This is a genomic window from Corynebacterium sp. Z-1, assembly GCF_031844665.1.
In the GTDB taxonomy this organism is placed as follows: domain Bacteria; phylum Actinomycetota; class Actinomycetes; order Mycobacteriales; family Mycobacteriaceae; genus Corynebacterium; species Corynebacterium sanguinis.
The window spans coordinates 2,157,300-2,183,604 of the sequence record NZ_CP134621.1 but is presented as its reverse complement, the minus strand read 5'-3'; the positions used below and the strand labels follow the sequence as shown (position 1 = coordinate 2,183,604).

Sequence of the window (26,305 nt, the reverse complement as noted above, 5' to 3'; positions counted from 1 at the left end):
GATGGGGACTATGTCAAACACCTACCGAGTCCAAAATCCGAAAACCAACAAGGTCGTCGAGACCTTCGAGACCATCAGCGACGCCGACCTCAAGCGCGCCCTCACCACAGCCGACGAGGCGTTTAGCACGTGGCGCGACACGCCGCTCGAGGAGCGGGCCCAGATCCTGCGCAAGGTCGCATCGCTTTTCGACGCCCAACGTGACGAGCTCGCCGCCATTATCGCCGAAGAAATGGGCAAGTCCGTCCGTGAAGGAAACGGTGAGATCGACGATGTCGTTGACATCTTCACGTACTACGCAGACCACGGCGCGGAGCTGCTCGCGGACGAGCCGCTAGAGACCGAGGGCGGTTCCGCCGTGATGCGCAAGGTACCGCTGGGTGTCATCGTCGGCGTGATGCCGTGGAATTACCCGTACTACCAGGTCGCGCGCTTTGCCGCGCCTACCCTTATGGCCGGCAACACCGTGCTGCTCAAGCACGCCGAGATCTGCGCGCGCTCGTCCCAGAAGATCCAGGAGATCCTCGAGGAAGCCGGCGCTCCCGCGGGCGTGTTCACCAACGTGTACGCCTCCCACGACCAGATCACCACGCTGATTGAGGACCCCCGCGTTCAGGGCGTCTCGCTCACCGGCTCCGAGCGCGCCGGCCGCGCCGTTGCCGCGACCGCGGGCAAGAACCTGAAGAAGGCGCTTCTCGAGCTCGGCGGCACCGACCCCTACATCATCCTTGACACCGACGACGTTGCGGAGTCCGCCAAGACCGCGTGGAAGAAGCGCATGAGCAACACCGGCCAGGCCTGCACGTCGAACAAGCGCATCATCGTCATGGAGGAGTTCTACGACGACTTCGTCGCCGAGATGGTTCGCCTGGCGGAGGCCGCCACCCCGGGCGACCCGATGAACCCGCAGAAGGGCGACTACTTCCCGCTGTCCTCACGCGACGCGGCCGAGACCCTGGATGAACAGGTGAAGAGGGCCGTCGCCGACGGCGCGACCCTGCACACCGGCGGCGAGCTGACCGGCGACGGCGCTTACTTCACCCCGGCCGTGATTACCGGCATCCCCGTGGGTTCCGAGTCCTTCTACGAGGAGTTCTTCGGCCCGGTTGTCGAGGTGTACAAGGCTGCCTCCGAGGAAGAAGCAATCGAGCTTGCCAACGACTCGCACTACGGTCTCGGCGGCGCGGTGTTCTCCACCGATGAGCAGCGAGCTAAGAACGTGGCCAACCGCATTGAGACCGGCATGATCCACGTCAACATCCCGCAGGCCCGCGGCGCGGAGCTGCCGTTTGGCGGCGTAAAGAACTCCGGCTTCGGCCGCGAGCTCGGCCCGCTGGGCATCGACGAGTTCGTCAACCGGCAGCGCTTCTACGTGGCTAACTAGCGCGACGGGGTGCGCTTAGCGATTCGCTCGGCGAGCTCCGCGATCGTCGGCTCGCCGTCGTAAAGATCCTCGCTGGTGGGCACCCCGAACTCTTCCTCGATGCGCACCGCGAGCTCGATCCTGTCCAGCGAGGTGACCCCGAGTCGGGGCAGGGTTTTGTCGGGGGTGATGTCGGCGTCGCTAAGCTTGCTCACGAGCGTGACCAGCCGTTCTTCGACGCTGAGGTCCTGCTCTTCGGTCTCCTCGACGAGTGCTCCGAGGTCTAGCCGTTGCGATAGCTCCATGCCCCCATATATACACTTGTCGCATGTACCAACCGCTCGCCGCCGCGCGCACGCTTTACGAAGCTCGGCATAGGCTCCACCAAGGAGCCTCGCACATCGGGCTGAAGTACCACCGGACTGGCACCGTGCTCCACGGCGACATCGACGTGCGCTACTACGAGCGCGGTCCTGCCGATGCGGACCTGACGGTGCTCTACGTGCACGGCTTCAACATCTCCTCGGAGTCCTTCTACATGCAGGTCGAGGAGCTCTCGGTGTACGGGGTGCGCCAGATTCTTGTCGACTACCGCGGCCACGGCCGCACCACCCACGCCGACCCGGCGTCATGCACCGTCGACGACGCCGCCGACGACGTCTACGCGGTGCTGTCCTACCTCGGGGTGTCCGGTCCGCTCGTTGCTGTCGGGCATTCGCTGGGCGGGCCGGTGTCGCTGTCGCTGATGCGCCGGCACCAGGACCTCGATGTTGCGGGCAGCGTGCAGATTTCCTCTGCGGTCGAGCCCTTCGTCATGCAAGGTATGCCTCAGATTCTTGCCGGGCCGGTGGGTGCTGGGCTCGCGGCGGTGCTGCGCCACGCTCCCGCGTTTGCGGAGGGCGCGCGCCGAGGCTTGACGTCCGCGCTGTCACCCCTGCTCGCGCTTGGCTTCTACTTCCGCCCGCTGAACTTCGAGATTGTGCAATTCCACGCGCGTTTGATCCAGGCGACGCCACTGTCGACCTACGCCGGCTACTTCGATGACCTGCTCGAACACTCTGAGCTCGATGCCGCCGGCGTGCTGTCGCGCATTCCCGGCTACATCCTGGTCGGGGAGCGCGACACGGTTGCGCCGGTCTCGCAGTCGCGTCGCCTGCACAAGATCTGGCCGGGTTCATACCTGCAGGTTCTCCCCGAAAGTGGGCACATGCCGCCTCTCGACGCGCCGGGCGCTGTCAGCACTGCGATCGTGCGGCTTGTAGAGGAGTTTCGTGGTGAGGTTTCGGCGTAGGGCTGGTGTTGAGATCTTCGTTTGGAAGATCTCAACGTGATTTGGGGTGCTGCAGGGCGCGATTTTTGCGCTTAGCTCTTCGCCCTGAACATCTTAGCGTGTTTTGTGACGATCCAGGGCACGTTTCTCGCGCTGAGCTCTTCGTCTGGAAGATGTCAGCGCACATCACGACGCTGCTGGGCACGTTTCCCACGCTGAGCTCTTCCCCCGGAAGATCTCAGCGCGTTCTGGGGTGCTGTAGGACGCTGCACACTCGCTGAGCTCTTCGCCCGGAGGATCTCAGCACATAGCGCGACGCTCCCAGGCACGTTTCTCACGCTGAGCTCTTCGTCTGGAAGTTGTCAGCATGTTTTGCGACGTTCCAGGGCACGATCTGCGCGCTGAGCTCTTCGCTTGGAAGACGTCAGCGAGTTCCGGCGCGCTACTGAGCACGTTCTGCACGCTGAGCTCTTCACCCAGAAGATGTCAGCACGATCTGCGACGCTGCCGAGCACGATTTTCACGCAAAGCACCCCACCCAGCAGACCTCAGCACACGCCCCCTGTGCACAATTAAGATGAAGGATCAACAAAACCGCGCGTTTATCCACAGATTCCAGCGCCCCTCTAGTTTCCGGCACGCGAACTCGCAAAACTCACTGCCATGAACAGAGAAGAAGAACAGCACATCATATGGTCAGTTGCAGATCGCTTGCCGAACTGCGTCATCAGCGGCCCGGCCGCAGCGCGCATCTAGGGGGCTCGCAACGTTCAACTGGGTCACCACCGTCGATGTCGTCCTGCCGAACACAACCAACGCGAAATCCCGGGGCGGCAAAAATTACAGATTCCGCAGCGGACGCCTAGCCCCGGAGCACGTCGAAATCGTCGACAATGTGAGCGTCACCTCGCGCATCGCGTGCCTCTTCGATATCTGTCGCTATCACGGCCGGCTGGCCTGCCTCGTCGCACTCGAGTCGGCGCGTAACACGTGGCCTGAACTAACAGTCGTGACGTTGCTCGAGATGTCGCGCGGGCTCCCGCGCGCGAAGGGGCTGCGCCTGTTTCGGCAGGTCATCGAGGCGTCGGTGGGGACGTCGGAAAGCGCGCTCGAAACCGTCGTGCGCGATCTAGTCGTTCGAATCCCAGGGGTGACCTCCGTGCGCGGCCAGGTCACTTTCACCTATCGCAGCTTGCTTAACGACGACCCACGCACCGGAAGAATCGACCTCGTCGTCAACGACATCATCGCCATCGAATGCGACGGGCGCGTGTTCCACAGTGACGACATCCGCGCAGACGAGCGCCGCCGAGAAAAGCAGCTGCTCAACCGCGGGATGATCGTGCTTCCCGTCGGCTGGACCGAGGTCAGGGCCGGTGAAATCCAGCCGCTCGAGGAGCGGGCGCTGCGCAACGTCGGTGATGCGCAGCGCCTCAGCGCCTAGGGGCTACTCGCGGGTGCCGCCGTTGGGGTTCGGTTCCGTGGGGTCACTGATGTGCAGGTCCTTGGCGGCCTGCGCGGCAACCGACATGTCGATCTTGCCTTCGTTGGCCAGGCCCATCAGTGCAGCGACGACCATCGACTCGGCATCGATGTTGAAGTAGCGTCGCGCCGCCTCGCGGGTGTCGGAGAAACCGAAGCCGTCGGCACCGAGCACGATGTACTGGCCAGGGACGTACGGGCGGATCTGCTCCTGCAGCGCCGTGGTGAAGTCGGAGGTGGCGACGTAGGGCCCCTCGGTCTGCTTGAGCGCAGTGGTGGCGAAGGGCTCGCCGACGTCCTCGCCCGGGTGCAGCAACTGCTGCTTGGCAAGCGCCGCCCCGTCCCGGGCGAGCTCGACCCAGGAGGTGACGGAGTAGACGGCCGCGCCGACGTCGTAACGCTCCTGCAAAATTTCCTGCGCCCGCAGCGCCTGCTGCATACCGACGCCCGAGGCGAGCAGCGAGACACGGTTGGTCTTCTCCGCACCGCGATCAAACAGGTAGATGCCCTTGTGCAGCCCGTCGACATCGAGGTCGTCCGGACGCGCGGGCTGGTGCGTCGGCTGGTTGTACACGGTGATGTAGTACATGACGTTCTCGCCGCCGTCGGGCCCGTACATGCGCTCGATGCCGCGGGAGATGAGGTAGGGCATCTCGTAGGCGAACGCCGGGTCGTAGCAGGCAACCGCGGGGTTGGTCGACGCGAGCACGTGCGAGTGGCCGTCCATGTGCTGCAGGCCCTCGCCAAACAGCGTGGTGCGACCAGCGGTGGCGCCGATGATGAAACCGCGGGTGTGCTGGTCGCCGGCGGCCCAGAAGTTATCGCCCGTGCGCTGGAAGCCGAACATGGAGTAGAAGATGTACATTGGGATCATCGGCTCGCCGTGGGTGGCGTACGACGTGCCGGCCGCGATGAACGACGCCGAAGAGCCGTCCTCGTTGATGCCTTCGTGCAGGATCTGGCCGTCGGTGGCCTCGCGGTAGGACAGCTGCAGGTCGTGGTCGACCGGGGTGTAGTTCTGGCCCACCGGGTTGTAGATCTTCAGCGTCGGGAACCACGAGTCGAGGCCGAAGGTCCGGGCCTCGTCCGGGATGATCGGCACGAGGCGCTTGCCCAGCTCCTTATCGCGGGTCAGCGCCTTAAACGTGCGCACCAGCGCCATGGTCGAAGCAACCTGCTGCTTGCCGGAATCCTTGAAGCTGGCCTTGAACGTCTTCTCGAAGTCGGGCAGCTCAAGCGGGGTGTACGTCGTGCGGCGCTGCGGCAGGAACCCGCCGAGCTCCTCGCGGCGCTTCTTCAGGTACTTGATCTCGTCCGCATCCTCACCCGGGTGGTAGTAAGGCGGCAGGTAGGGGTCGCGCTCAAGATCCTCATCAGAAATCGGGATCTGCTGGGTGTCGCGGAAGAGCTTCAGGTCATCGAGCGTCAGGCTCTTCATCTGGTGGGTGGCGTTGCGGCCCTCGAAGCTGTGGCCGAGTCCGTAGCCCTTCACCGTGTGGGCCAGGATCACCGTCGGCTTGCCCTTGGTTTCCATCGCGCGCTTGTAGGCTGCGTAGACCTTGCGGTAGTCGTGGCCGCCGCGGCGCAGCGCCCAGATCTCGTCGTCCGTCATGTCCTCGACCAGCTTCGCGGTGCGCGGGTCGCGCCCGAAGAAGTGCTCGCGCACGTAGGCGCCGTCGTTGGCCTTGAACGTCTGGAAGTCGCCGTCGCGCGTGGAGTTCATGAGGTTGACCAGCGCGCCGTCCTCGTCCTTTTCAAACAACGGGTCCCACTCGCGGCCCCAGGCAATCTTGATTACGTTCCATCCGGCGCCGATAAAGAAGGCCTCGAGCTCCTGGATGATCTGCCCGTTACCGCGCACGGGGCCGTCGAGACGCTGCAGGTTGCAGTTGATTACGAACGTTAGGTTGTCCAGCCCGTACAGCGGCGCCATCTGGATCAGGCCGCGCGATTCCGGCTCGTCCATCTCGCCGTCGCCTAGAAACGCCCACACGTGCTGCTCGCTGGTGTCCTTGATCCCGCGATCCTGCAGATACTTGTTGAATCGCGCCTGGTAGATCGCGTTCATCGGGCCGAGGCCCATGGACACGGTCGGGAACTCCCAGAACTCCGGCATGCCGTGGGGGTGCGGGTAGGCGGGCAGGCCGCCCTGCGGGCGGGAGTGCTCCTGGCGGAACCCGTCGAGGTCGTCTTCGCTCAGGCGGCCTTCGAGGAACGCGCGGGCGTAGATGCCGGGGGAGGCGTGGCCCTGGATGAAGATCTGGTCACCGCCGCCGGGGGCGTCCTTGCCGCGGAAGAAGTGGTTGAAACCGACCTCGTAGAGCGCGGCCGCGGAGGCGTAGGTGGAGATGTGGCCACCCACCTTGATGCCCGGGCGCTGCGCGCGGTGCACCATGATCGCGGCGTTCCAGCGCATCCAGCGGCGGTAGCGCTTCTCCACCTTCTCATCACCGGGGAACTCCGGCTCGAGCTCGGTCGGAATGGTGTTGACGAAGTCCGTCGACGACAGCGCGGGCAGCGGCACGCGCTTGGCGGACGCGCGCTCCAAAAGGCGCAGCATGAGGTAGCGCGCACGTTCGGGGGAGGAGGACTCCAACAGCCCATCGAAGGAGTCCATCCACTCCTTCGTTTCCTCTGGGTCGTGATCGTGCAGGTACGAGGCGACTCCCTCGCGGATCAGTTCGATGTTCGAGTTGCTTGACTCGTCTGCGTACGGGTTACTTACGGGTTCCGTCCCGCGCGGGTTGTCGGCCACGTCAAACCTCCTGGTCACTTTTTGTGATTACGCCCCTGATCCTACCCGCGAAATTCCCCCGAGCATGGCGCAAAAGCGAGCGCAAGCGGGTATTCTGCGTGTATCTGGAAAAGGAACTAGAAGGAGGACTCGCAAGGTGGGCGCCCCTGGTGCTGTCAGCTACGCGGAACAGCTTGGAATTAGCGGCGATGTCATCGTCCAAGAAATCGGTTGGGACGAGGACGCCGACACAACTATCTCCGAGGACATCGAAGACGCCATCGGGCAGCCGCTTCTCGACGAGGACACCGACGAACTGTGCGATGTCGTGCTTCTCTGGTTCCGCGCCTCAGACGGCGACCTCGTCGACTCGCTTGTCGACGCCGCCCGCAACCTCACCACCGGCGGCAAGATCTGGCTGCTCACCCCGGCTCCCCGCACACCCGGCGGCGTGCAGCCCGGCGAGGTGTCCGAGTCCGCCCAGCTTGCGGGCCTGGTGCAGACCAAGTCCGACCGCTTCGGCGACTGGCAGGGTGCCTGCCTCACCGGCGCGAGCTTAAAGAAGTAGCTTTTGGCCCCCAGTCGCACCCGTGCTAGAGTGCTGGGGCACGCGCCGTTAGCTCAGCTGGAAGAGCAACTGGTTTACACCCAGTAGGTCGGGGGTTCGAGCCCCTCATGGCGCACAAAATCTGCCAAGCTCAGTCATTCGCTGACCGACGCTTCGAGCAGTGACAGTGATCTCGGCCTGGGGACCGGAGCGCAGGTTCAGATTGAGCCAGTTGTAGTTGTCGCGGGTTATTCCGTGACGAGCGCGGACCGTTGAGTCGCAGGTAACTTCCGTGTTAGACATGGTGTCTGTGAGAGGACAGTGGTAAGCAGTGGCTCGCTGGCATCCCCTATGTGAGCCGCTACAGATTAAGCGAGCCCCTGGGGCCTTTGGAAACGAGTTTGATTCAGTGCAGCCAGCCACAACCAGTAAACGATGCCAAGTTTCGCGTTGTTGCCGACTCTAGGGTTTTCTGCTCCCGGAAATTGTGTTCCAGTGTGAGACAGCTCCGCTGTGCCTTCCTTCCCAAACGGAATCGAGTGTGAAAAGAGGCCCGATGTTCAAAATGCACAATTGTACGATTCCGCTGGCGGCGGCTTCAGCAATGGTCCTATCCGGATGCTCGAACGACATGGGACCAATGCAAGCTGATTCCGATCAGGTCACTGTCTCAGGAGGCAGTCCGGCACCTGAGGTTGCAGGTCGCGGTCCAGAAGATCCGATCCTTGGGACCGGTTCTGCAGACGGGCTCTGCGACGAATCGGTTGTGAAAATCGATCGCGGAAGGCCTACTGCAGACATTACGTACGTGGGGCAACCGGGAGATCGGGTGGAAATCACGTTAAAGAGAACCGCTGAATCGGAACCTCCTGTTGTTCGAAGCTTTGAAATGTCGCGCATGCAAACCGAGATGCAGCTGCCTACGGGTGTTCCCAACGAGACCATATCCGAATTACCGTCAAGGCTGATTGTCGAGTCGGTCAATCAAGAGAGTGCAGAATCGACGTTAGTTAGAGACAGGATGGATCGTCGGTGATCTCGGACACGGAGATGTCATCTGGGGTCTCCTTCAACGGCTGTCTTACTGTCCCTGGGATGACGCACCGACTCCACTGAGCTCCCCTTCGAGGGAGCTCGTTACGTTGGCAGCTTCCTCCCCGGATCGCAGAAACACCGTCACCGAGTGCGCGTCGAGGTCGTCGTGGTCAAACGTCACGGCGGTCACGCCCGAGGGCACGATCGCGGCGATGAGGTCGAGCTCGGGACTTTCGTTAGTCAGGTCGTAGTCCATGTCGACAACGTCCCACTGCCCGACGCGCAGCCGTACGGATCCGGAGTTGTCGGAGCCAGGGTCTGCAAAGGCGACGCATTCCACAAGCTGCGTCCCGGCGGCGCTGCACAATTGCTCTGCGCACGTCTCAAGCTGGGCAAGTGTGGTGCGCGGCTCAGCGCAGGTATCGCACCAGACGTTGTCGAACAGCGGGGTGTCCTCCGGATCGCGGAGCCCGATGAGGGTGGCCAGGGGGCGGATGCGGAACGACCCCAGCTCGTCTAAGACCGCGTCCTCAATGTCGTCGGCCTTCACCTCGCTGGCGGGGCGCACGCCGACACCGTTCAGTTGGAGCAGGGTTAATTCAACGAGCAGCTCATCGGATTCGGTCAAAGCGGTGTTCACAGCGGTCCCCTTGCGCTAGCGTTCTTGCTCCCTATCGTAAGCCGAGGCCCAGGGGTTGCGCTTGGTGTGGCCGTAGCGCCCGCGCGGGGCGGGGGTTGTTGCGGTGGTGGGGGCGTCGACAAGCAGCTCTTCTTGCTCCTGCTTGAAGCGCCGCCGCTCGCGCAGTTCGGCCCACAGGAAGTAGATCAGTCCCGCCGGGGCCATGATGCCGAACGCGATCCACTGCAGTCCGTAGGAGAGGTGGTTTCCGGTTTCCAGCATCGGCAGCGGGATGGGTTCGAGCACGCCGGGCTCGCCGGGGGAGAGCTGGAGGTACGACGGAGCGAGGTCGGCGCCGGTTATCTCGGAGGCCTGGGCGGAGCTGATGGAGTAGACCATGGCGTGGCCCTGGTCGAAAACGGGCGCCAAGCGGTGCGGGCCTTCGTCGAGACGCAAAAGCCCCGTGATGGTGACCTCGCTGGTGGGGGCTTGCGCGATGGGGGGCACGGTGGTGCCGCCGTCGGCGGCGGGGACCCAGCCGCGGTTGACCAGCACGGTTGGGCCGTTATCGACGCGAAATGGGGTGAGCACCTGGAAGGCCGGGGTTTTATCCACCGGGCGCAGGCGCAGCAGAACCTCGTCCTCGGGTACGTAGCGGCCGGTCATGGTCACGCGCGACCACTCGTCTGCGGGCGCGACCTCGCCATCGGGGGCGACAGCCGAGTACGGGACCGGATCGTTGTCGAAGGCCTCGACGATGTGCTCGTTGCGCTCGACGAGGCGCTCGTTTTTGCCGAGCTGCCAGGGCGCGAGGAAGGTAAACGCGAAGTAGGAGAACAGCGCGATCAAAATAGCCGCGATCACCCACCCGGGGGTGAGAAAAGTCTTCCTCATAGGCACCTAGTCTAGCTGGTCGCGCACCCATTCGGTAATGCCGCCGGCGCTGGCCTCGATCTGCTCGCGCGTGGTGGTGAAGCCCTCCATGCCGCCGTAGTACGGGTCCTCGACGCCGGCGCCTTCGGGCGAGGCGGGGTCGAAGGAGCGGATCAGGCGGATTTTGTCCTCGTCCACTCCGCGGACGACCAGTTCAGAGACGTGGCGCGGGTCGAGCGCGATAAGCAGGTCCGCCCCCTGCTGCGCGGCACCGAACTGCTGGGCGCGGTGGCGGGAGCCGTCGTAACCGTTGGCCTCGAGTTCCTGCAGCGCGCGCTCGTCCGCGGGGTTGCCCACGTGCCATCCGCCGACGCCCGAGGAGCTGACGCGGACCCGGTCGCCGAGCCCGGCCCGTTCAAGCTTGTCGCGCACGATCACCTCCGCCATTGGGGAGCGGCAGATGTTGCCGGTGCAGACGAAGTCGATGTGGAGTGGGTCAGAAGCCATTGATAATGTCCTTTAACTCTTCCGCGGTGTGGGCGATGTAGGTGGCAAGGTCGTACTCTCGGGCATCAGCGTAGCCCCAAGTGACGGCCACGGAGGCAATATCGAAGTGCGCTGCCCCCTCGAAGTCGTGGTGGCGGTCCCCGATCATCAGCGGTTTTTCGGGTGAGACGTGATCCAGCACGTATTCGATCACATCGACTTTGCGCTTGCGTGGGCCGTGCTCCTGCGCGGCTCCGAGGAAGTCGATGTGTTGGTAGATTCCGGCGCGCTTAAGCGCCTTGCGCGCGAAGCCTTCGCCTTTCGACGTCGCCGTGACCACCTCGTAACCCTCGGCCTTCCACTCGGCAACGAGCTCAGCCATGCCATCGAACACAGTGAAGTTGCTCCACCCGTCGCCCGCCATGTAGTCGGAGTACGCCGCCATGGCGCGCGTGTTCTGCTCCGGGGTCATCCCGAGACTGGCGTACGTCTCCGTCATCGGCGGGCCGGGGATGCGCCGGATGAACTCCTCGCCGGGGTGCTCGAAGCCAACCGCGTCGAGGCCGATGAGGAAGCCCGTGCGGATGCCGGGGTAGGAGTCGATGAGGGTGCCGTCGACGTCGAGAAGCAAAGTGGTGCGCATGCCTTAAAGCATGGCAGCTTTGTAGGCTGGACGCATGAGCAAAACGAAGGTGGCCGATGTTGTAGCAGCGCTGGAGGCGGCGTACCCGCCGGCGCTGGCCGAGGACTGGGACAAGGTGGGGCTGATCTGCGGTGACCCTGACGACGAGGTGTCCAATGTCGCCTTCGCCCTCGACTGCACCCTCGAGGTGGCGCAGCGCGCGGTGGAGATCGGCGCGCAGATGCTCGTCGTGCACCACCCCCTGTTGCTGCGCGGGGTGTCCTCGGTGGCCGCGAACACCCCGAAGGGCAAGGTCATCCACACGCTGCTGCGTGGCGGGGTCGCGCTCTTCGCGGCGCACACCAACGCGGATTCGGCGCGCCCGGGCGTGTCCGACCTGCTCGCCGAGCTCGTCGGCATCACCCCGGGCCGCCCGATCAAGCCGATTCGGCGCGGCAGAGTGGACAAGTGGGGCGTCAACGTGCCACCGGAGCACGCGGACAGTGTCATGGACGCGATGTTCGCAGCCGGCGCCGGGGCGATCGGCGACTACGAGCGCTGCTCCTTCCGTATCGACGGCACCGGCGGGTTCATCCCCCGCGCCGGCGCCAACCCGACCGAAGGCACGGTCGGTCAGCACTACTCGGCCCCCGAGGTCAAAGTCGAGTTCGTCGCGCCCTCGCGCTTGCGCACCTCGCTTATCGACGCCCTGCGCAACGCCCACCCCTACGAAGAACCCGCCTTCGACATCGTGGCAATCGCCGACGACACCCCGCTGGACCGCGCCCCCGGCCTGGGCCGGGTGGGCACCCTGCCCGAGCCGATTACGCTTCGTGAGTTCACACAGCAGGTCGCCGACGCGCTTCCGGAAACCGCCTGGGGCGTGCGCGCCGCGGGCGACCCGGAGCAGATGATGCGCACGGTGGCGGTGTCCTCCGGCTCCGGCGACGGCTTCCTTTCTGATGTCGCAGCGCTCGGCGTCGACGTCTACGTCACCTCGGACCTGCGCCACCACCCGGTGGACGAGCACCTGCGCGCCGGCGGGCCAGCGGTGATCGATACAGCGCACTGGGCCTCGGAGTTTCCGTGGACGACCCAGGCGAAAGGTATCGTTGACACTTTGGACGTTAACACCGAGATCATCCCCATCCGCACGGACCCGTGGACCGTCTCCGCCCACCCGCGAACTTAAGAAAGAAGGGCTACATTCGTGAACCTCTCTCCCGACAAGCAGATGGTGCTGCTCGAGCTTGCCGACGCCGACCGCGCCCAGCGCCACCCCACGCGCCTGAGTGCGGAGGAGAAGGAGCTCGCCGACCTCACCACGCAACGTGAGCGCCTCGCCTCCGCCGCGGCCGCGGCGCAGATGGCGGTGGACGACCTTGAGCTGGACATCCTGCGCATCCAGGAGGACGAGCGCAAGCTGAAGAAGCGCGACCTGGACAACAAGCGCCAGCTCACCGCAGAGACCGACCCGGAGCGCCGCAAGGACCTCGAGCACGACCGCTACGCGGCGAAATCCCGCCTGGCCGATCTGTACTACGAGCTCAAGGAGGCCCACGGTGAGGTCAAGGCGCTGCGCAACAACCGCGACATCCACGGCGCTCGCCTCGACGAGATGGACCGCAAGGTCGAGGCCGCCCGCCGTGCCGTCGACGCGCTTCCCCCGCGCGAGGTTGTCGATACCGACGCGCTGCGCGGCCAGCTCCCCGCCGAGCTGCTCTCGCTTTACGACGACGTCGGGGCGGCCGCCTTCAACGGCCGCACCTGCAACTCCTGCTTCATCACACTGCCGCAAGCAGAGCGCACCGAAGTCTTAAGCGCTGACGCCGACGAGGTGCCGCTGTGCCCCAACTGCGGCACGCTGCTCGTGCGCGTCTCGCCGGCGGGGGAGTAAGCGATGAAGGTCAGCGTGTACACCGACGGCGGCTCGCGCGGTAACCCCGGCGTGGCGGGGGCCGGGTCTGTTGTTTACGGCTCGGGTGGCGAGACGCTCGCGGAGGTGGCTTACGTTGTCGGGCAGAAATCCTCCAACAACGTCGCCGAATACCACGGTCTGCTGCGCGGTCTGGAGGCCGCGCGAGAGTTCGGCGCTACCGAGGTGGAGGTCTTTATGGACTCCAAGCTCGTGGTCGAGCAGATGTCTGGGCGCTGGAAAATCAAGCATCCCGACATGGCCGATCTCGCCCGCCAGGCCCGATCGCTGGCCGCCGGGTTTGCGTCGGTGACCTACACCTGGGTGCCGCGCGCGAAGAACAAAAAGGCCGACGAGCTGTCCAACGTGGCCATGGACGCCGCTGCCGCCGGGGCGAAGCCGGGCATCGTCGGGGTGAAAAAGGAGGCCAGCGCGCAGCACGAGGTCGCCAGCCCCGCGCACTGGTCGGGCACGAACGCGCCACGCACCCGGTTTATCCTGCTGCGCCACGGCCAGACCGCGCACTCCGCGGCCCGTCTGTACTCCGGCTCCTCCGATCCGGAGCTCACCGACATCGGACACGAGCAGGCCCAGCGCGCCGCTCGCGCCGTAACCGCGCTTGGCGGGGTCGACCTCATTGTCACCTCCCCGCAAACCCGCGCCCGGCAAACCGCCGATGCCTGCGCCGAAGCCCTGGGCATCACGGACGTGGTTGTCGACGAGCAGCTGCGCGAGATGGACTACGGCGAGTTCGATGGCCTGTCGCGCGAGGAGTGCATGGAGCGTTTTGCGGAGGAGTTTGACGTGTGGCAGGCGTCGTCAAGCAATGCTCCCCCCGGCGGGGAATCGCTCACCGCGCTGCATCGACGCATCACGAGGGCGCGCCTGGCGCTGCAGGAGAGGCACGAAGGTGCGACGATTCTGGTGGTCACGCACATGACGCCGATCAAGTCGATTATCCGCCAGGCACTCGGTGTGGGCGCGGAGGCGTTCAAGCACATCTATCTTGATCTGGCGAGTATTTCCGTGGTGGAATTCTATGGCGATTATGGGGTCGTACGCTGCGTAAACGATGTTGCGCACCACCGGTAGAGTATAGTTTCTAAACGCGAATGAGTCGGCCGGGTGATCGCGGCTCCCCGAACCACCGTGCACACGGGTAGGCGGGGGTCGAGGAAAGTCCGGACTCCATACGGGCACGGTGGTTGCTAACAGCAACCCGGAGTGATCCGCGGGAAAGTGCAACAGAGAGTAGACCGCCTGCCTTCGGGCAGGTAAGGGTGAAAGGGTGCGGTAAGAGCGCACCGGCATGCGTGGTGACACGCGTGGCCAGGTAAACCCCACCGGGAGCAAGGCAAGAGCCCCCGCTTCGTGACGAAGCGGAGGTTGTCGGACGCGACGAGGCTGCCCGCCCATGTCCGAAGGTAGCTGCTTGAGGTCCCCAGCGATGGGAGGCCCAGATGGATGATCACCGCCTGGTTGCCAGGCACAGAATCCGGCTTATAGGCCGGCTCATTCGCGTTGCCCGCTCGTCCTAAACTCGGACGCGTAAAGGTGGGGATATTACTCCTAAACTCGGGGCGAGTAGGGGGTGTCCGAGTTTACCCTGAGGGAGTTATCCACAGGCCGGGCGACGTCGAATGACATGGTGTGAAATCCGTGCCAAGGTGTGCCCATGGGGGAACACGAACTACACGCACTTTTGCACACCATCCTGGACACTCGCCTGCTCAAACGCAACGACGTCTACATCCGCAAAGACATTGCCGACGGCAAGTACGCCTTCCTTGCGCCTACTCAAGTCATTCCCATTCAGGTGCACTCTGCGCTCGCACCGTGGCAGGTCTTCTTCCTGCGCGCTGTGGCGGCGGGGCGCAGCATGCGCAAAGGAATTGTCATCTCGCGCGCCGCGGCGGCGTTGCACGGGATGTGGACAATCGGCAGGGCCCGGGAGGTGGAGGTGGCGTTGCCGAGTGGTGGCACGCCGTCGAAAAGCAAGCGCATGCCGCTGGTGCGCTACCGAGAGGCGACGTTCAGGGACGACGAGGTCGAAGTCCTTCTCGGCGTGCGCACGACAACCGCGCTGCGCACCTTCATCGACGTTGCGCGCTACAACATCTTCGCAGACGGCCTAGTCGCTGCGGACTGGCTGCTTTCCGTGCGCGGCTACACCACTGAGCAGCTGAAACGGGAGGTGCACCGGATGGGCAGGTTCGTTGGCAAGGCCACGGTGCTGCGCTGCGCGGAGTGGGCGACAAGCCTGTCCGATTCGCCTTTCGAGAGCTGGTTCCGCGCCGGGCTCATCGAGCGGGGAGTGCGCGGGTGGCGCTTCCAGCCCGTGATTGGGAAGTATCGACCGGACTTCCTCTTCGACGATTTCCTCATCGTCGAGATCGACGGCAAATCCAAGTACGCCGAGCACACCGCCGCGGTGCTCCTGCGCGAGCGTGATCGAGAACGGGAGCTGACGAACATGGGCTACGTGTTCTTCCGTGTGTACCCCGAGGACGTGATGGGGCGGCTTGACGACGTGCTGGAGCAGATCGACAAGGCGCGGGTGGCGCGCACTCGGCGGCCGGGGGCGTGATCCTCTCCACCCTAAAACCGGACGCCCCCTACCTGCTCTGAGTTGAGGCGGAGCACTCCCATTCCTACGCGGCCGGGTTTAGGGTAAGCGGCGCCCGCGCCCTGCGCCCCGCCGGGATCTTTGCAACAATGGCGGGTTATGAAGCTGTATGCGGCGCCCCTGAACTTTCGAGACATCGCGCGCGAATTCAATGTGCCCACGGAGTTCTCCGCGCAGCAGCACGAGGCCGCGCAGCGCCTGACGGACTCCCTGGCAGCCACGCGTCGGGACGCCCGCGACATCGAGTTCGTCACCATTGACCCGCCCGGCTCGATGGACCTGGACCAGGCCGTGTGCATTGAGCGCTCTGCCAGCGGATACACGGTGCATTACGCCATCGCGGACGTCGCCGCGTTCGTGGAGGGAACCGACAACCCGGTGCGTGAGGAGTCGCTCAAGCGCGGCCAAACGATCTACCTGCCCGACGAGCCCGCGCGCCTGCACCCGCCGGAGCTGAGTGAGGGCTCGGCATCTCTGCTTCCCGACGTCGACCGCCCCGCCGTGCTGTGGACCTTCCAGCTCGACTCCCGCGGCGAGGTCACCGACACCTTCGTCGAGCGTGCGCTCGTGCGCAGCCGCGCGCGGTTCGACTACGACGAGGTGCAGGAGGGGATGGACCGGGGCGTGGTGCACGCGTCGATAAGCTTGCTCGCGGAGGTAGGCACCCTGCGGCAGGAGAGTTCGCTGCGGCGCGAGGCGATCAACCTGCGCCTGCCGAGCGTGCGCGTCGTGGAGACCGATCAGGGGCGCTTCGAGCTGGTCATCGAGCCGCGCCACCCCGTGATGGACTACAACTCCGAGATCTCGCTGCTCACCGGCATGGCCGCGGGCCAGATGATGGTTCAGGTTGGCAAGGGTTTCCTGCGCACGTTGAGCCCGGCCACCAACGGCGCGGAGAAGGAGTTTCGCCAGGAAATGCGCAACCTGGGTTTCCAGATCGGCGACGAGCCGATCGGCGAGTTCCTGGCCAGCGTCAACGCCGACACCCCACGCGGCATGGCCGTGATGCGCGAGGCCCAGAAGCTGCTGCGCGGCGCGGGCTACATCAACCTCGAGGAGAAGGAGCCGGAGGTGCACGCGGGCATCGGCGGCTACTACTCGCACGTTACAGCCCCGCTGCGGCGGCTGATTGACCGCTACGCCACCGAGGTCTGCCTCGCCATCTGCGCCGGCACAGAGCCCCCAGCCTGGGTGGCAGAGGGGGCGAATCAGGTGGTTAAGACGATGGGACGCACCTCCCAGCTGGCCAACACGGTGGATCGGGCGTGCCTGAACCTCACCGAGGCGACCGTGCTCAAGCCGTGGGTGGGGCAGAACTTCCAGGCGGTCGTGTTGAAGACGGAAGCCGAGCGCGACGCATCGCGCATCTTCGTCATTGACCCGCCCGTGCTCGCGCCGTGCCTGGGCCAGCCTGAGGAAGGCGTGGAAACGAGCGTGAGCCTGGTACGCGCGAGCATTGCCGAGCGCGAGGTCACCTTCGCCTGGCCGGCGGACTAAAGCTTATCGACGCTCGCCACAGCGCCCGGTAAAATCTCCACAACCTCGTGGTCCGCGCCCATTGCAGAGAGAAACTCTTGCGCTTTGACCAGCGGAACGAACGCGATCACGGCCTGCGACATCCCAGCCGCCGCCGGGCGCGCGGACACCGCGCCGCGGGCGTGGGCTAATGCCACCAGGTCGTCGGGGGTGACAATGTCGTGGGCCTCCGACGGGGAGTTAAGCAGGGTAAACAGCTCGTCGGTGCGGCGCGAACGCAGCGCCTTCACCGCGGCCAGAGAGCGCAGCGTCTCCGTCTCGCAGTAGCGCACCCACTCGCGCGCCGTCTGCGGGTCCGGGGCGGTGTCAACGCCGGCGACATCGCGGCGCGCCTGGACCCACTCCACAACGCGTTCGGCCGCGCCGGGAAGCTGGCGCAGCGAGGTGACGCCGAAGTTGGTGCAGGCCTCGTCGATGAATTCGCGGCGGGCGGTGATACGCTGCGCCTGCTCAACGTGCGGAGTGCCCAGGGAGCGCGCGACGGAGAAGATGCGCACGCCCAGTCGGCTCGGGTGCGGGGCGTGGGTGACGGAGCCGTCGGCGTAATCAATTACGGAGACCGTGTCGCCTGCGCCGCGCAGCGCGGCTGTGTGGCGGGCGCGCAGGATGGACAGGGAGGAGTTCGCGGATGCGGCCGCCGAGCAGATCTCGGCGAGGCGTGCGCGGGTGGGGGCCTCGTCGAGCTCGGCGGTGCCCGCGAGGTCGGCCAGCGCCAGGGCGAGCGCCGCGTCTCCCGCGTAGAGCGCGCCGAGGCCGCCGCCGGCGGTGATGTCGGAGGCGATCGAGATGTCTAGGCCGGTGATGTCGCGCGAGAGGATCTGGCGCGCGCCCATGGCCTGGATAAGCCCGGCGATGCGCCGCAACGCGCGGGCCTCGAGGGAGGCGGAGGCGTCGGGCAGGGGGGCGTTGAGAAGCGAGGCGAACGGGACCTGCGTTGCCATGGAAAAGCCGCCGGCAGCATCCACGGTGACGCCGAGAACGCCGTCGCTGCGCGGCGACACGGCTGCCGAGACACTCTGATGCGACAAACCCACCACGGTCACGCCCCCGAAGTGATCGACGTTTTCACCGATCAGCACCCACGTTGCCGGAGCGGACGCCACGTGCTTGGCCGTAGCACCCGTCGCCGACTCGTGCAGCTGCGCGGCGCGCTCAACGCTAGACGGGGACTGGTCGGACCACACGGCCATGAGCACACACCCTTTTGGAGAAATTTTGCGAGCAATCGTTGAGCCCAGATTACCAACCCGTCGCGACAGGTAGTCTGGGCCTACTTACAGTAACCGAAACGGAGGAGTCGACAATGGCTGACGAACAGTTCTACTACAACCCCACCACCGGCGAAGTCACCCAGGGCAAGGAATCCGCCTGGGATGAGCGCATGGGCCCCTACGCCACCCGCGAGGAAGCAGAGGCGGCGCTGCAGACCGCCAACGCGCGCAACAAGGAAGCCGACGCAATCGAGGAGGCCGACGAGAACTGGGGCAAGCCGGCCTCCTGGGAGAAGTAAAAACGCTTACACCTTGATCTTGGAAAAGGCTTTCTTCACCTCGCGGATCGCGGCCTCGTAGCCCTCGAGCGCCTCCTCACCACGGGCCAGCTCGCGCTGGTACAGCATGCCGTAGGCGAAGGTGTCCTCGCCGCGGCCCCGAGCCTCTTCGGCGAGGCGCTGGATGCGATCGCGCGAGGTCACCGCGTCCTGGAAGTCGCCGAGCAGCGACTGCAGCGCTTTGCAGGCCTTGGCGAGGCGCTCCGATTTCACGCCCGCACCCTGGGCGGCCACAGCCGCATACCGAAGTTTCTTGGCTGCCTTGCGCACGTCGTGGACGTACTCCTCGCGGTCGTGCAGCGGCAAATCGGTGTCATGGTAGTACTTCTGCACCTTCGCGTCACGCTTGGTAACTTTCTTGAAGCCCTCGGCGAGGTGGTCGTAAAGGATTGCCTTAGACGCGCCCTTGGTCGACTTGTCGTTTCTGCCCGAGTCCTTACCCTTGTCGCCCTCGATCTCGGCGGCGATCTCGGAGCTGACCGGCGGGTTGGCCAGCAGGGCGTCGATGTCGTCGAGAAGCGTCAAGAAGCGCTCGGAGTTGAGCATGCCGACGATCTCCTCGTGCGCGGCCTCGTAGTCGGCGCGCATGTCGTCGCGGATGTGTTCTGCCGCGGCGTCGTCGATAAGCCCGGACTCGTCGGAGTCGAGCAGCTCGATGAAGCGCTCCTCCACAACCTCCGCGTCGCGCGCGACACCTAAGGTTGCGGCGGTGTCTTTCAGCTCGGTCTCGAGGTGTCCGAGTTGCTCGCCTTCCAAGATTCCCTCGAAGGTTTCCAAAAGCGAACGCATCTCACGCGTGGACACGCGCATCTGGTGCACCGAGTCCCACTCGTCGGCACGCACGCGCGGGTCCCAGCTCACGATGGAGTCACGCTGGCCACGCAGCGCTTCGACCACAGCGCCCTCCGGGGACTGAGGGTCGAGCCCCGTCTCTGTCATGTGCGGCGGCAGGGGAGCGGAGTGCAACGAGTCGCCGAGAGCGGTAAACAGCTTCGAGGGCGAGGAGGACTTGCGCGCGCCGGAGGAGATCAAAAAGCTAGTCGCTTGGTGGATCAGCTCGGCGCCGGCCTCGGTGCCGGCGGTGAACGCCCCGAGTTCGACTTCCCACTCGCGCCACGACGAGCGCTCGCCGCCTGGCAGGAGCGACCACGCGGTGACGTGGTCGTCGCAAAACTCGGCGACTTTCTCACCCGTCGGGGATCCGAGCGAGATGACGACGCGGCGGTTATCCACCTGGGCAATCGGTGAGAGTTGGGCGTTGCGCACGATGGCGCGGACGTTGTCGGTCAGCTCCGCCGGAATTTCGGAGGGGTTACCCAATTCGGCGCGCATCTCGGTGCGGGCGGAACCGGCCGGAAGCTTCAGGTGCCAGCCGTCGTCGTCGCCGCCCGTGCGGCGGCGCAGAGTGATCTTCGCCCGCGTCAGGCGCAGATCGTCCGTGTCGTAGTAAATCGCGGTCAGGTTGTGCTCCTCGGTGGACAAGATCTCGTCCACCCCCGGCAGTTGTGTCAGGTCGGGAATGCCGGTGGTCTCGTCGACCGCTAGCTTGACCTCCACTTCGAGGAAAGTCTCTACGTCAGATTCCGCGTTGCCTGTTTTCTCAGACATGGGTTACCGGCCTTTCTGTTAACACATCGGTACATACGACTTTACCGGGATGAACACGTAAACGGCGCTAAAGTAGGCGGGTATGAACAGCCAACAGGAAAACGTGCTTCAAAAGGTCGATGAACAGGACATTTCGTTTATCCGGCTGTGGTTTACGGATATTTTGGGCTCGCTGAAAACGATCATGATGTCGCCCGCGGAGCTTGAGGCCGCCTTCGACGAGGGCGTCGGCTTCGACGGCTCCTCCATCGAGGGGTTTTCGCGGATCTCGGAATCCGACACGCTTTTGCGCCCCGACCCCTCGACGTACCAGGCGCTGCCGTTCGACGAGGAAGACGGCCTGCAGACAGCCCGGATGTTCTGCGACATCACCATGCCCGACGGCGAGCCGCTGTTCGCGGATCCGCGGCAGGTTCTGCGCCGCCAGATCCAAGAGGCCCGCGACTCTGGGTTTGAGGTCATGGCCAGCCCCGAGATCGAGTTCTACGCGGTCAAGCCGGTGCAGCCCGGCGAGATGCCGCGCCCGGCGGACTACGGTGGTTACTTCGATCAGGCCAAGCGCAACGTGGCACCGAAGTTTCGCCGCATGTCCATCTCCGCGCTCGAATACATGGGTATTGTCACCGAGTTCTCCCACCATGAGGCCTCGCCGGGGCAGCAGGAGATCGACCTGCGCCACACCAACGCCCTGACGATGGCGGACAACATTGTCACCTTCCGCTACATCGTCAAAACCATCGCGGAGGCCAACGGCATCCACGCGACGTTCATGCCCAAGCCGTTCGCGGATAGGGACGGCTCCGCGATGCACACCCATTTCTCGCTGTTCGAGGGCGAAACCAACGCGTTCCACGACCCCGACGATGAGTTTTCCCTGTCGAAGACGGGCCGCCAGTTCATCGCCGGCATCATCGAGCACGCCAACGAAATCTCGGCAGTGACCAACCAGTGGGTCAATTCCTACAAGCGTCTGCAGTTCGGCTCCGAGGCGCCCACCGCCGCGACGTGGGGCGTGTCCAACCGCTCAGCGATGGTGCGCGTTCCCACCTACCGGCTGCACAAGGCGGATTCGCGCCGCATCGAGGTGCGGTCGCTCGACTCCGCCTGCAACCCTTACCTCGCGTTCGCCGCGGTGCTCGCCGCGGGCTTGAAGGGAATCAACGAGGGCTACGAGCTCGATGAGCCAGCGCGTGACGACGTCTTCTCCCTGACGCGCCGGGAGCGCCGCGCGATGGGCTACCGGGATCTGCCGAACTCGCTGGACCAGGCGCTGCGGCACCTGGAGAAGTCGGAGTTCATGGCCGAGGTGCTCGGTGAGCAGGTCTACGAGTTCTTCCTGCGCTCGAAGTGGGACGAGTGGCACAACTACACCTCCCAGATCACCCGCTGGGAGATCGACAACCACCTGGACCTCTGACATGGGCGTTGTAGAAGATCTCGGTTTTTCCGGCGATGACCTGGTCGCCATGCGCTCCGCCGTGGCCGGCGCCGCCGACCCGGAGCTCGCCGCGCACACCTTGTCGCGCTTGGCCGAAGCCCTCGGCGACGATGTCGCGGACCTGCGGTCGTCGCTTAGTTCCAACACGGTGCTACGCACCCGACTGTTTGCCCTGCTCGGTGGGTCGACCGCGTTGGGGGATCACTTGGTGGCGCACCCCGAGCAGTGGCGCCTGTTGGAAAAGACGCTGCCCGAGCCCGACGAGGTAATGCGCACCATGCTCGACGCTGTCGAAGCGGTGCCGGAGCCCGGCTCAACGGCGAATGAGGCGCGCACCGCCGCGGGCACCTACCGCGCGGGTGAGACGTACTTCGACGGGACGCACGCGCGTAACGCGCTGCGCTCCGCGTACCGCACCCTGATCATGCGTTTCGCGGCGGCTGACCTGGCGGGCACCTTCGCATCTACGAATCGGGGCGGCGACGCCCAGCCCATGATGGGCTACCGGGCGATTACCCACATGCTGACCGTGTGCGCGGACGCCGCGCTCACGGCGGCGCTGGCGGTGGCGATGCGCGTGGTCTTCAACGACGACGAGGCGGACTGTAGCCTCGCCGTGCTGGCAATGGGCAAGTGCGGCGCCGGCGAGCTGAACTACATCTCCGATGTGGACGTCATCTTCGTCGCCGAGCCCGCGAACGCTAACGCGACCAAGCTGGCCTCGGAGTTCATCAAGCTGGGTTCGGCCTGCTTCTTCGACGTCGACGCCAACTTGCGCCCGGAGGGCAAATCCGGTGCGCTGGTGCGCACGCTGGATTCACACCTGGCCTATTACAAAAGGTGGGCGGAGACCTGGGAGTTCCAGGCGCTGCTCAAGGCCCGCCCAATGACGGGCGACATAGAGCTCGGGCAGCACTACGTCGACGCGCTCGCCCCGCTGGTGTGGGAGGCGAGCCAGCGCGAGTCGTTCGTCGATGACATTCAGGCGATGCGTCGGCGCGTGTTGGAAAATGTGCCGAAGGATATGCGCCTACGCGAGCTGAAGCTGGGCCACGGGGGGTTGCGCGACGTTGAGTTCGCGGTCCAGTTGCTGCAGCTTGTTCACGGGCGTTTCGATGAAACGCTGCGCAACCCCAACACCGTCGTCGCGCTCGAAGCTCTCACCAAGGGCGGTTACATCGGCCGCGAGGACGCGCGCCAGCTCATCGACGCCTATGGGTTCCTGCGGCTGCTCGAGCACCGTCTGCAGCTGCACCGCTTCAAACGCACGCACACACTCCCGGCCAACGACGATGATGCTGCCCGGCGCTGGCTTGCCCGCTCCGCCGGTTTCACCCCGTACCGCCAGAAAAGCGCCGTGGAGCGAATGGATGAGAAGCTACGCACGGTACGCAAATCCGTCTCTCAGCTTCACGAGAGGCTGTTCTACCGCCCGCTCCTGTCCGCCGTGGTGGACCTGTCCGTCGGCGAAGCGACGCTGTCGGCCGATACGGTCAAGGCCCAGCTCAAGGCGCTGGGCTACCGCCACCCGGCCCGCGCCTACGAGCACTTGAGTGCGCTGGTTAAGGGCAGCTCGCGCAAGGCGAAGCTGCAGGCGATTTTGCTGCCGACGCTGATGAAGTGGCTCGGCGACACCGCCGACCCGGGCGCCGGCCTGCTCAACTACCGCAAGCTCTCCGAGGCGGCGGAGGACAAAAGCTGGTTCCTGCGCATGCTTCGCGACGAGGGCGTGGTCGGCCAGCGCCTCATGCACATTCTGGGCACCTCTCCCTACATCGCGGACCTCATCATTGCGTCTCCGGACGTGGTGCAGTTGCTCGGCGACGGTGCGAGCGGGCCGAAGCTCCTCGACGTCGCTCCCGACCAGGTGTACAAGGCGATCCTCGCCGCCACGAAGCGCCATGAGGACCCGGTCCGCGCGGTGGGGATTGCGCGCTCGCTGCGCCGCGCGGACCTCGCACGCATCGCCGCCGCCGACCTGCTTGGCTTCATGGATGTGCGCCAGGTGTGCATCGAGTTGACCTGGGTGTGGGAGGCGGTGCTTGAGGCCGCGCTGCGCGCGGAAATTCGCGCTGACCTGCTGGCTTCGGGCAAGCAGGATCCGCCCGCACGCATCGCGGTGATCGGCATGGGTCGCCTCGGCGGCGCCGAGCTGGGTTACGGTTCCGACGCCGATGTGATGATCGTCGCTGAGCCTGCGGACGGGGTGGAGGAATCCGAGGCGGTGGCCTGGGCTGTTCGCATCATCGATCAGATGCGCACGCGCCTGTCCACCCCCTCGGGCGACCCGCCCCTGGAGGTGGATCTGGGCCTGCGCCCGGAGGGGCGCTCGGGGGCGGTGGCGCGCACCATCGCCTCCTACGAGCGCTACTACCGAGAGTGGGGCGAGGTGTGGGAGAAGCAAGCCCTGCTTCGCGCCACCGAGATCGCTGGTGACGAAGAGGTAGGCAAGGCATTTCTGCGCGCGATCGACCCGTTCCGCTACCCGGAGTCCGGGGCGTCGAAGGCAGACATCCGCGAAATCCGGCGCATCAAGGCGCGCGTGGACGACGAGCGCCTGCCCCGCGGCGCGGACCGCGCCACCCACACGAAGCTTGGCCGCGGCGCGCTTAGCGACGTCGAGTGGACCGTGCAGCTTCTGACGATGATGCACGCCCACAACCACCCGCGGTTGCACAACACCTCAACGCTGCAGGTGCTCGATTACCTCGACGAGCTCGACGATCCGGAGGTGATCCGCGGCGCCCAGGCCCGCACGCTGCGCACCGCGTGGCTCGCGGCGACGAACGCGCGAAACGCGCTGGTGCTGGTCTCGGGCAAGCGCACGGATCAGTTGCCCGCGCCGGGCCCGCAGCTCGCGCAGGTTGCAGGCTCCGCGGGCTACGACCCGGAGGACCAGCAGCAGTTCCTGGAGGACTACCTGCGCGATACGCGCCGGGCACACCAGGTTGTCGAAGAGGTGTTCTGGGGCGAGGTCCCGTCGCTGGAGTTCAATTAGCCATACACTGGGCGGGTATGGCTATCAATTTGAGTGTTGACGTGAGTTCGGCGACTTTCGCGGACCTGGCTGCGTTGGTGGAGGCGGCGCGTGCGGCGGGCGTCGATAAGCGAGCTGCTCTCGAGCTCGACGGCACGACGCTTGTTGTGCGGGCGGAGTCGCCGGTTGCGACGCCGGCGAAGCGTGAGACGGGGTCCGCGCCGCTTGGCGACGCCGCAATCCGGTCCGTCATCGACATCCTCAACGGGCGGCTTGAACCGCCGCGCCCGTAGGGGTGCCGCTGGGGGTGGGCTGAGGTTTAGTAGCTACAGCGCGCAGACTCCGAGTGAGCACCTAGCGTGCGCGCCTGCCACGGACCACGTAGTAACGCGAGGTGAACAACCCGGCGAGCAGCATGCCCCAGAGGATGAATGCGGCAACCCAGGCGTAGCGGAAGTCGCCCCAGGTGTAGTTGCCGTCGGGCGCTGCGGCGTCGAGAAGCAGGCCGATGAGTTGCGCGGAAATCATGCCGGTGAAAAAGCCTCCCATGTTGCCCAGGCCCGTGCCGGAGGCGACGATGCTGCGCGGCATTTCCTCGCGGATGGTGTCGAACCCGAAGTTCGACACCGGCGTGGCCAGGCCCATAATCACGGCGAGCACGATGAGCGCACCGAAGCCGCGGGAAGTGGGGGAGGCGAAGAAGATGATCCAGGCGACGCAGTGCAGCGATGCGACCAGCGCTGCGGCGAGGTCGCGGTTTTCGCCCGTGCGCCCCGACAGTGGTGCGAGGCACGGCCCGCCGAGCATCGTGGTCACCGTAAACGCCGTCAGCACCGTCCCCGCCTGGGCGGCGCTTAAGCCCATGCCCTGGATCATCAGCGGCATGCCCCAGAGCAGTGCGAAGTTGATCATGAAGAACATGCCCAGGCCGTGGATGGTGAACGCCTCCCAGCACAGTGGCGAACGCAACACGCGAGCGACGATCTCGCGCACCGGAATTCGCCTTGTCGTCTCTGTTTTCACCAGCGCGTCGGGCGAATCCGCCACGGCGACAAACGCCGCGAGCGCGACGAGTGTCCCCACCGCGCCGAGTGAGACAAAGGCAACCGTCCAGCCCCGGGCTTGAAGCAGGTGGAGAAACGGGATCGCCGACAGGAATTGTCCGAGTTGGCCGGTTGCCGAGGTCAGTTGCGTAAACAGCGGCGTGCGGCGCATCGGAAACCAGTAGGGCAACAGGCGCAGCGCGGAGAGGAACGCGGTGGCGTCGCCCGCGCCGATGAGCACGCGCGCGGCAATGGCCAGCGGGTAGGAGTCAGTGAATCCGAGGATGACCTGGCCGGTGGCCATGACCAGCGCTCCTGTCACGAGCATGAATCGCGGGCCGCGGCGGTCGATGAGTAGTCCCACCGGGATCTGCGCCAGCGCGTACACGCCGACCTGCACGGAGGTAAACAATGCGATGCGCGAGGCGTCGACGTCGAAGCGGTCCATTGCGGCGAGCCCCGCCACCCCGAAGGAGGTTCGCCCCGTCACCGCCACGACGTAGACGGCCACCGCCGCAAGCCAGATCACTACAGCTCGGGGGGTTACGCGGTCACGGGGGTGGAAAGAGGACATGTGAGTGA

General features: G+C 65.3%; 22 protein-coding genes, 1 tRNA gene and 1 other RNA gene. 15 read left to right on the top strand and 9 right to left on the bottom strand.

The features are described from left to right. The first annotated feature begins 10 nt into the window (after positions 1-10). Complete coding sequence (locus RIU96_RS10600; RefSeq protein ID WP_144742187.1) at positions 11-1,384, top strand: NAD-dependent succinate-semialdehyde dehydrogenase; 1,374 nt, start codon at positions 11-13, stop codon at positions 1,382-1,384. Here the strand turns inward: RIU96_RS10600 and RIU96_RS10595 are convergent. Continuing rightward, a complete protein-coding gene (locus RIU96_RS10595) occupies positions 1,381-1,668 on the bottom strand; it encodes an acyl carrier protein (protein WP_144742189.1) in 288 nt (95 codons plus the stop codon). The genes RIU96_RS10600 and RIU96_RS10595 overlap by 4 nt on opposite strands. A 23-nt stretch (positions 1,669-1,691) precedes the next feature. Here RIU96_RS10595 and RIU96_RS10590 point away from each other — a divergent pair, with 23 nt between their 5' ends. Both RIU96_RS10590 and RIU96_RS10585 read left to right on the top strand, forming a co-directional pair. Continuing rightward, the gene (locus tag RIU96_RS10590) at positions 1,692-2,654 is read left to right on the top strand and encodes an alpha/beta fold hydrolase (protein WP_144742191.1); all 963 of its coding nucleotides are present in this window, start codon (positions 1,692-1,694) and stop codon (positions 2,652-2,654) included. Between the two features lie 679 nt (positions 2,655-3,333). Further along, entirely contained in the window at positions 3,334-4,077 is a 744-nt protein-coding gene (locus RIU96_RS10585; RefSeq protein WP_144742193.1) for a putative endonuclease domain-containing protein, read from the top strand. A 3-nt stretch (positions 4,078-4,080) separates the two neighbouring features. Here RIU96_RS10585 and aceE read toward each other — a convergent pair whose 3' ends face one another. Further along, positions 4,081-6,801 (bottom strand): pyruvate dehydrogenase (acetyl-transferring), homodimeric type, encoded by a 2,721-nt coding sequence (gene aceE, locus RIU96_RS10580; protein ID WP_375545394.1) that lies wholly within the window; start codon positions 6,799-6,801, stop codon positions 4,081-4,083. Between the two features lie 205 nt (positions 6,802-7,006). Here aceE and RIU96_RS10575 point away from each other — a divergent pair, with 205 nt between their 5' ends. Both RIU96_RS10575 and RIU96_RS10570 read left to right on the top strand, forming a co-directional pair. Further along, the gene (locus RIU96_RS10575) at positions 7,007-7,417 is read left to right on the top strand and encodes a DUF3052 domain-containing protein (RefSeq protein ID WP_259791504.1); all 411 of its coding nucleotides are present in this window, start codon (positions 7,007-7,009) and stop codon (positions 7,415-7,417) included. A gap of 42 nt (positions 7,418-7,459) precedes the next feature. Continuing rightward, positions 7,460-7,532, top strand: a tRNA-Val gene (locus RIU96_RS10570). Positions 7,533-8,477: 945 nt separating this feature from the next. On the opposite strand, the gene RIU96_RS10565 is transcribed toward RIU96_RS10570, so the two are convergent. The 4 genes from RIU96_RS10565 to RIU96_RS10550 are packed head-to-tail and all read right to left on the bottom strand — an operon-like array spanning position 8,478 to position 11,052. Beyond that, positions 8,478-9,071, bottom strand: a complete 594-nt coding sequence (locus tag RIU96_RS10565) for a hypothetical protein (RefSeq protein WP_311204972.1) — start codon at positions 9,069-9,071, stop codon at positions 8,478-8,480. A gap of 15 nt (positions 9,072-9,086) precedes the next feature. Continuing rightward, a complete protein-coding gene (locus tag RIU96_RS10560; RefSeq protein ID WP_259789384.1) occupies positions 9,087-9,944 on the bottom strand; it encodes an SURF1 family cytochrome oxidase biogenesis protein in 858 nt (285 codons plus the stop codon). Between the two features lie 6 nt (positions 9,945-9,950). Further along, positions 9,951-10,430 (bottom strand): low molecular weight protein-tyrosine-phosphatase, encoded by a 480-nt coding sequence (locus RIU96_RS10555; protein WP_259789386.1) that lies wholly within the window; start codon positions 10,428-10,430, stop codon positions 9,951-9,953. Continuing rightward, positions 10,420-11,052, bottom strand: coding sequence for an HAD-IA family hydrolase (locus RIU96_RS10550; protein WP_136651446.1), 633 nt, complete (start codon positions 11,050-11,052; stop codon positions 10,420-10,422). Before RIU96_RS10550 ends, RIU96_RS10555 begins: the two co-directional genes overlap by 11 nt. Before the next feature lie 34 nt (positions 11,053-11,086). Here RIU96_RS10550 and RIU96_RS10545 point away from each other — a divergent pair, with 34 nt between their 5' ends. The 6 genes from RIU96_RS10545 (at position 11,087) to RIU96_RS10520 (ending at position 17,069) form a co-directional block, all read left to right on the top strand. After that, positions 11,087-12,223, top strand: a complete 1,137-nt coding sequence (locus RIU96_RS10545; RefSeq protein WP_259789388.1) for a Nif3-like dinuclear metal center hexameric protein — start codon at positions 11,087-11,089, stop codon at positions 12,221-12,223. Positions 12,224-12,241: 18 nt separating this feature from the next. After that, complete coding sequence (locus RIU96_RS10540; protein ID WP_170228652.1) at positions 12,242-12,928, top strand: zinc ribbon domain-containing protein; 687 nt, start codon at positions 12,242-12,244, stop codon at positions 12,926-12,928. A gap of 3 nt (positions 12,929-12,931) precedes the next feature. After that, complete coding sequence (locus RIU96_RS10535; RefSeq protein WP_259789390.1) at positions 12,932-14,038, top strand: bifunctional RNase H/acid phosphatase; 1,107 nt, start codon at positions 12,932-12,934, stop codon at positions 14,036-14,038. A gap of 21 nt (positions 14,039-14,059) precedes the next feature. Then, an RNA gene (gene rnpB / locus RIU96_RS10530) (RNase P RNA component class A) lies at positions 14,060-14,465 on the top strand. Between the two features lie 156 nt (positions 14,466-14,621). After that, the gene (locus tag RIU96_RS10525; protein ID WP_259787399.1) at positions 14,622-15,533 is read left to right on the top strand and encodes an endonuclease domain-containing protein; all 912 of its coding nucleotides are present in this window, start codon (positions 14,622-14,624) and stop codon (positions 15,531-15,533) included. A gap of 138 nt (positions 15,534-15,671) precedes the next feature. Then, the gene (locus RIU96_RS10520) at positions 15,672-17,069 is read left to right on the top strand and encodes an RNB domain-containing ribonuclease (RefSeq protein WP_136651451.1); all 1,398 of its coding nucleotides are present in this window, start codon (positions 15,672-15,674) and stop codon (positions 17,067-17,069) included. Here RIU96_RS10520 and RIU96_RS10515 read toward each other — a convergent pair. After that, positions 17,066-18,298: a galactokinase family protein gene (locus RIU96_RS10515; RefSeq protein ID WP_136651452.1), complete on the bottom strand. Its 1,233-nt coding sequence runs from the start codon at positions 18,296-18,298 to the stop codon at positions 17,066-17,068. The two genes, RIU96_RS10520 and RIU96_RS10515, sit on opposite strands and share 4 nt — an antisense overlap. 113 nt (positions 18,299-18,411) lie before the next feature. Between RIU96_RS10515 and RIU96_RS10510 the strand changes: the two genes are divergently transcribed. Beyond that, entirely contained in the window at positions 18,412-18,618 is a 207-nt protein-coding gene (locus RIU96_RS10510) for a hypothetical protein (RefSeq protein WP_136651453.1), read from the top strand. Between the two features lie 6 nt (positions 18,619-18,624). Here the strand turns inward: RIU96_RS10510 and RIU96_RS10505 are convergent, their stop codons facing one another. After that, a complete protein-coding gene (locus RIU96_RS10505) occupies positions 18,625-20,265 on the bottom strand; it encodes a CYTH and CHAD domain-containing protein (protein WP_144740454.1) in 1,641 nt (546 codons plus the stop codon). Positions 20,266-20,347: 82 nt separating this feature from the next. Here RIU96_RS10505 and glnA point away from each other — a divergent pair, with 82 nt between their 5' ends. Genes glnA through RIU96_RS10490 form a run of 3 tightly spaced genes read left to right on the top strand, consistent with a single transcriptional unit; the run spans position 20,348 to position 24,973 of the window. Continuing rightward, positions 20,348-21,682 (top strand): type I glutamate--ammonia ligase, encoded by a 1,335-nt coding sequence (glnA, locus tag RIU96_RS10500; RefSeq protein WP_259896386.1) that lies wholly within the window; start codon positions 20,348-20,350, stop codon positions 21,680-21,682. Position 21,683: 1 nt separating this feature from the next. Then, positions 21,684-24,701 carry a bifunctional [glutamine synthetase] adenylyltransferase/[glutamine synthetase]-adenylyl-L-tyrosine phosphorylase gene (locus RIU96_RS10495; RefSeq protein ID WP_311204971.1) on the top strand — a complete coding sequence of 1,006 codons (3,018 nt, stop codon included), beginning with the start codon at positions 21,684-21,686 and terminating at the stop codon, positions 24,699-24,701. Positions 24,702-24,718: 17 nt separating this feature from the next. Then, positions 24,719-24,973: a Cgl2226 family protein gene (locus RIU96_RS10490; RefSeq protein WP_136651457.1), complete on the top strand. Its 255-nt coding sequence runs from the start codon at positions 24,719-24,721 to the stop codon at positions 24,971-24,973. Positions 24,974-25,034: 61 nt separating this feature from the next. On the opposite strand, the gene RIU96_RS10485 is transcribed toward RIU96_RS10490, so the two are convergent. Beyond that, the gene (locus RIU96_RS10485) at positions 25,035-26,297 is read right to left on the bottom strand and encodes an MFS transporter (RefSeq protein WP_259789395.1); all 1,263 of its coding nucleotides are present in this window, start codon (positions 26,295-26,297) and stop codon (positions 25,035-25,037) included. Positions 26,298-26,305: the final 8 nt, after the last annotated feature.

What these genes read in the sequence shown, in the direction of transcription:
- RIU96_RS10590 (WP_144742191.1), top strand. Translation starts at nt 1,692, where the DNA reads ATGTACCAACCGCTCGCCGCCGCGCGCACGCTTTACGAAGCTCGGCAT.
- RIU96_RS10485 (WP_259789395.1), bottom strand. Translation starts at nt 26,297, where the DNA reads ATGTCCTCTTTCCACCCCCGTGACCGCGTAACCCCCCGAGCTGTAGTG.
- RIU96_RS10595 (WP_144742189.1), bottom strand. Translation starts at nt 1,668, where the DNA reads ATGGAGCTATCGCAACGGCTAGACCTCGGAGCACTCGTCGAGGAGACC.
- RIU96_RS10505 (WP_144740454.1), bottom strand. Translation starts at nt 20,265, where the DNA reads ATGTCTGAGAAAACAGGCAACGCGGAATCTGACGTAGAGACTTTCCTC.
- RIU96_RS10515 (WP_136651452.1), bottom strand. Translation starts at nt 18,298, where the DNA reads ATGGCCGTGTGGTCCGACCAGTCCCCGTCTAGCGTTGAGCGCGCCGCG.
- RIU96_RS10535 (WP_259789390.1), top strand. Translation starts at nt 12,932, where the DNA reads ATGAAGGTCAGCGTGTACACCGACGGCGGCTCGCGCGGTAACCCCGGC.
- RIU96_RS10490 (WP_136651457.1), top strand. Translation starts at nt 24,719, where the DNA reads ATGGCTATCAATTTGAGTGTTGACGTGAGTTCGGCGACTTTCGCGGAC.
- RIU96_RS10520 (WP_136651451.1), top strand. Translation starts at nt 15,672, where the DNA reads ATGAAGCTGTATGCGGCGCCCCTGAACTTTCGAGACATCGCGCGCGAA.
- RIU96_RS10560 (WP_259789384.1), bottom strand. Translation starts at nt 9,944, where the DNA reads ATGAGGAAGACTTTTCTCACCCCCGGGTGGGTGATCGCGGCTATTTTG.
- RIU96_RS10600 (WP_144742187.1), top strand. Translation starts at nt 11, where the DNA reads ATGTCAAACACCTACCGAGTCCAAAATCCGAAAACCAACAAGGTCGTC.
- glnA (WP_259896386.1), top strand. Translation starts at nt 20,348, where the DNA reads ATGAACAGCCAACAGGAAAACGTGCTTCAAAAGGTCGATGAACAGGAC.
- RIU96_RS10550 (WP_136651446.1), bottom strand. Translation starts at nt 11,052, where the DNA reads ATGCGCACCACTTTGCTTCTCGACGTCGACGGCACCCTCATCGACTCC.
- RIU96_RS10555 (WP_259789386.1), bottom strand. Translation starts at nt 10,430, where the DNA reads ATGGCTTCTGACCCACTCCACATCGACTTCGTCTGCACCGGCAACATC.
- RIU96_RS10525 (WP_259787399.1), top strand. Translation starts at nt 14,622, where the DNA reads ATGGGGGAACACGAACTACACGCACTTTTGCACACCATCCTGGACACT.
- RIU96_RS10495 (WP_311204971.1), top strand. Translation starts at nt 21,684, where the DNA reads ATGGGCGTTGTAGAAGATCTCGGTTTTTCCGGCGATGACCTGGTCGCC.
- RIU96_RS10510 (WP_136651453.1), top strand. Translation starts at nt 18,412, where the DNA reads ATGGCTGACGAACAGTTCTACTACAACCCCACCACCGGCGAAGTCACC.
- RIU96_RS10545 (WP_259789388.1), top strand. Translation starts at nt 11,087, where the DNA reads ATGAGCAAAACGAAGGTGGCCGATGTTGTAGCAGCGCTGGAGGCGGCG.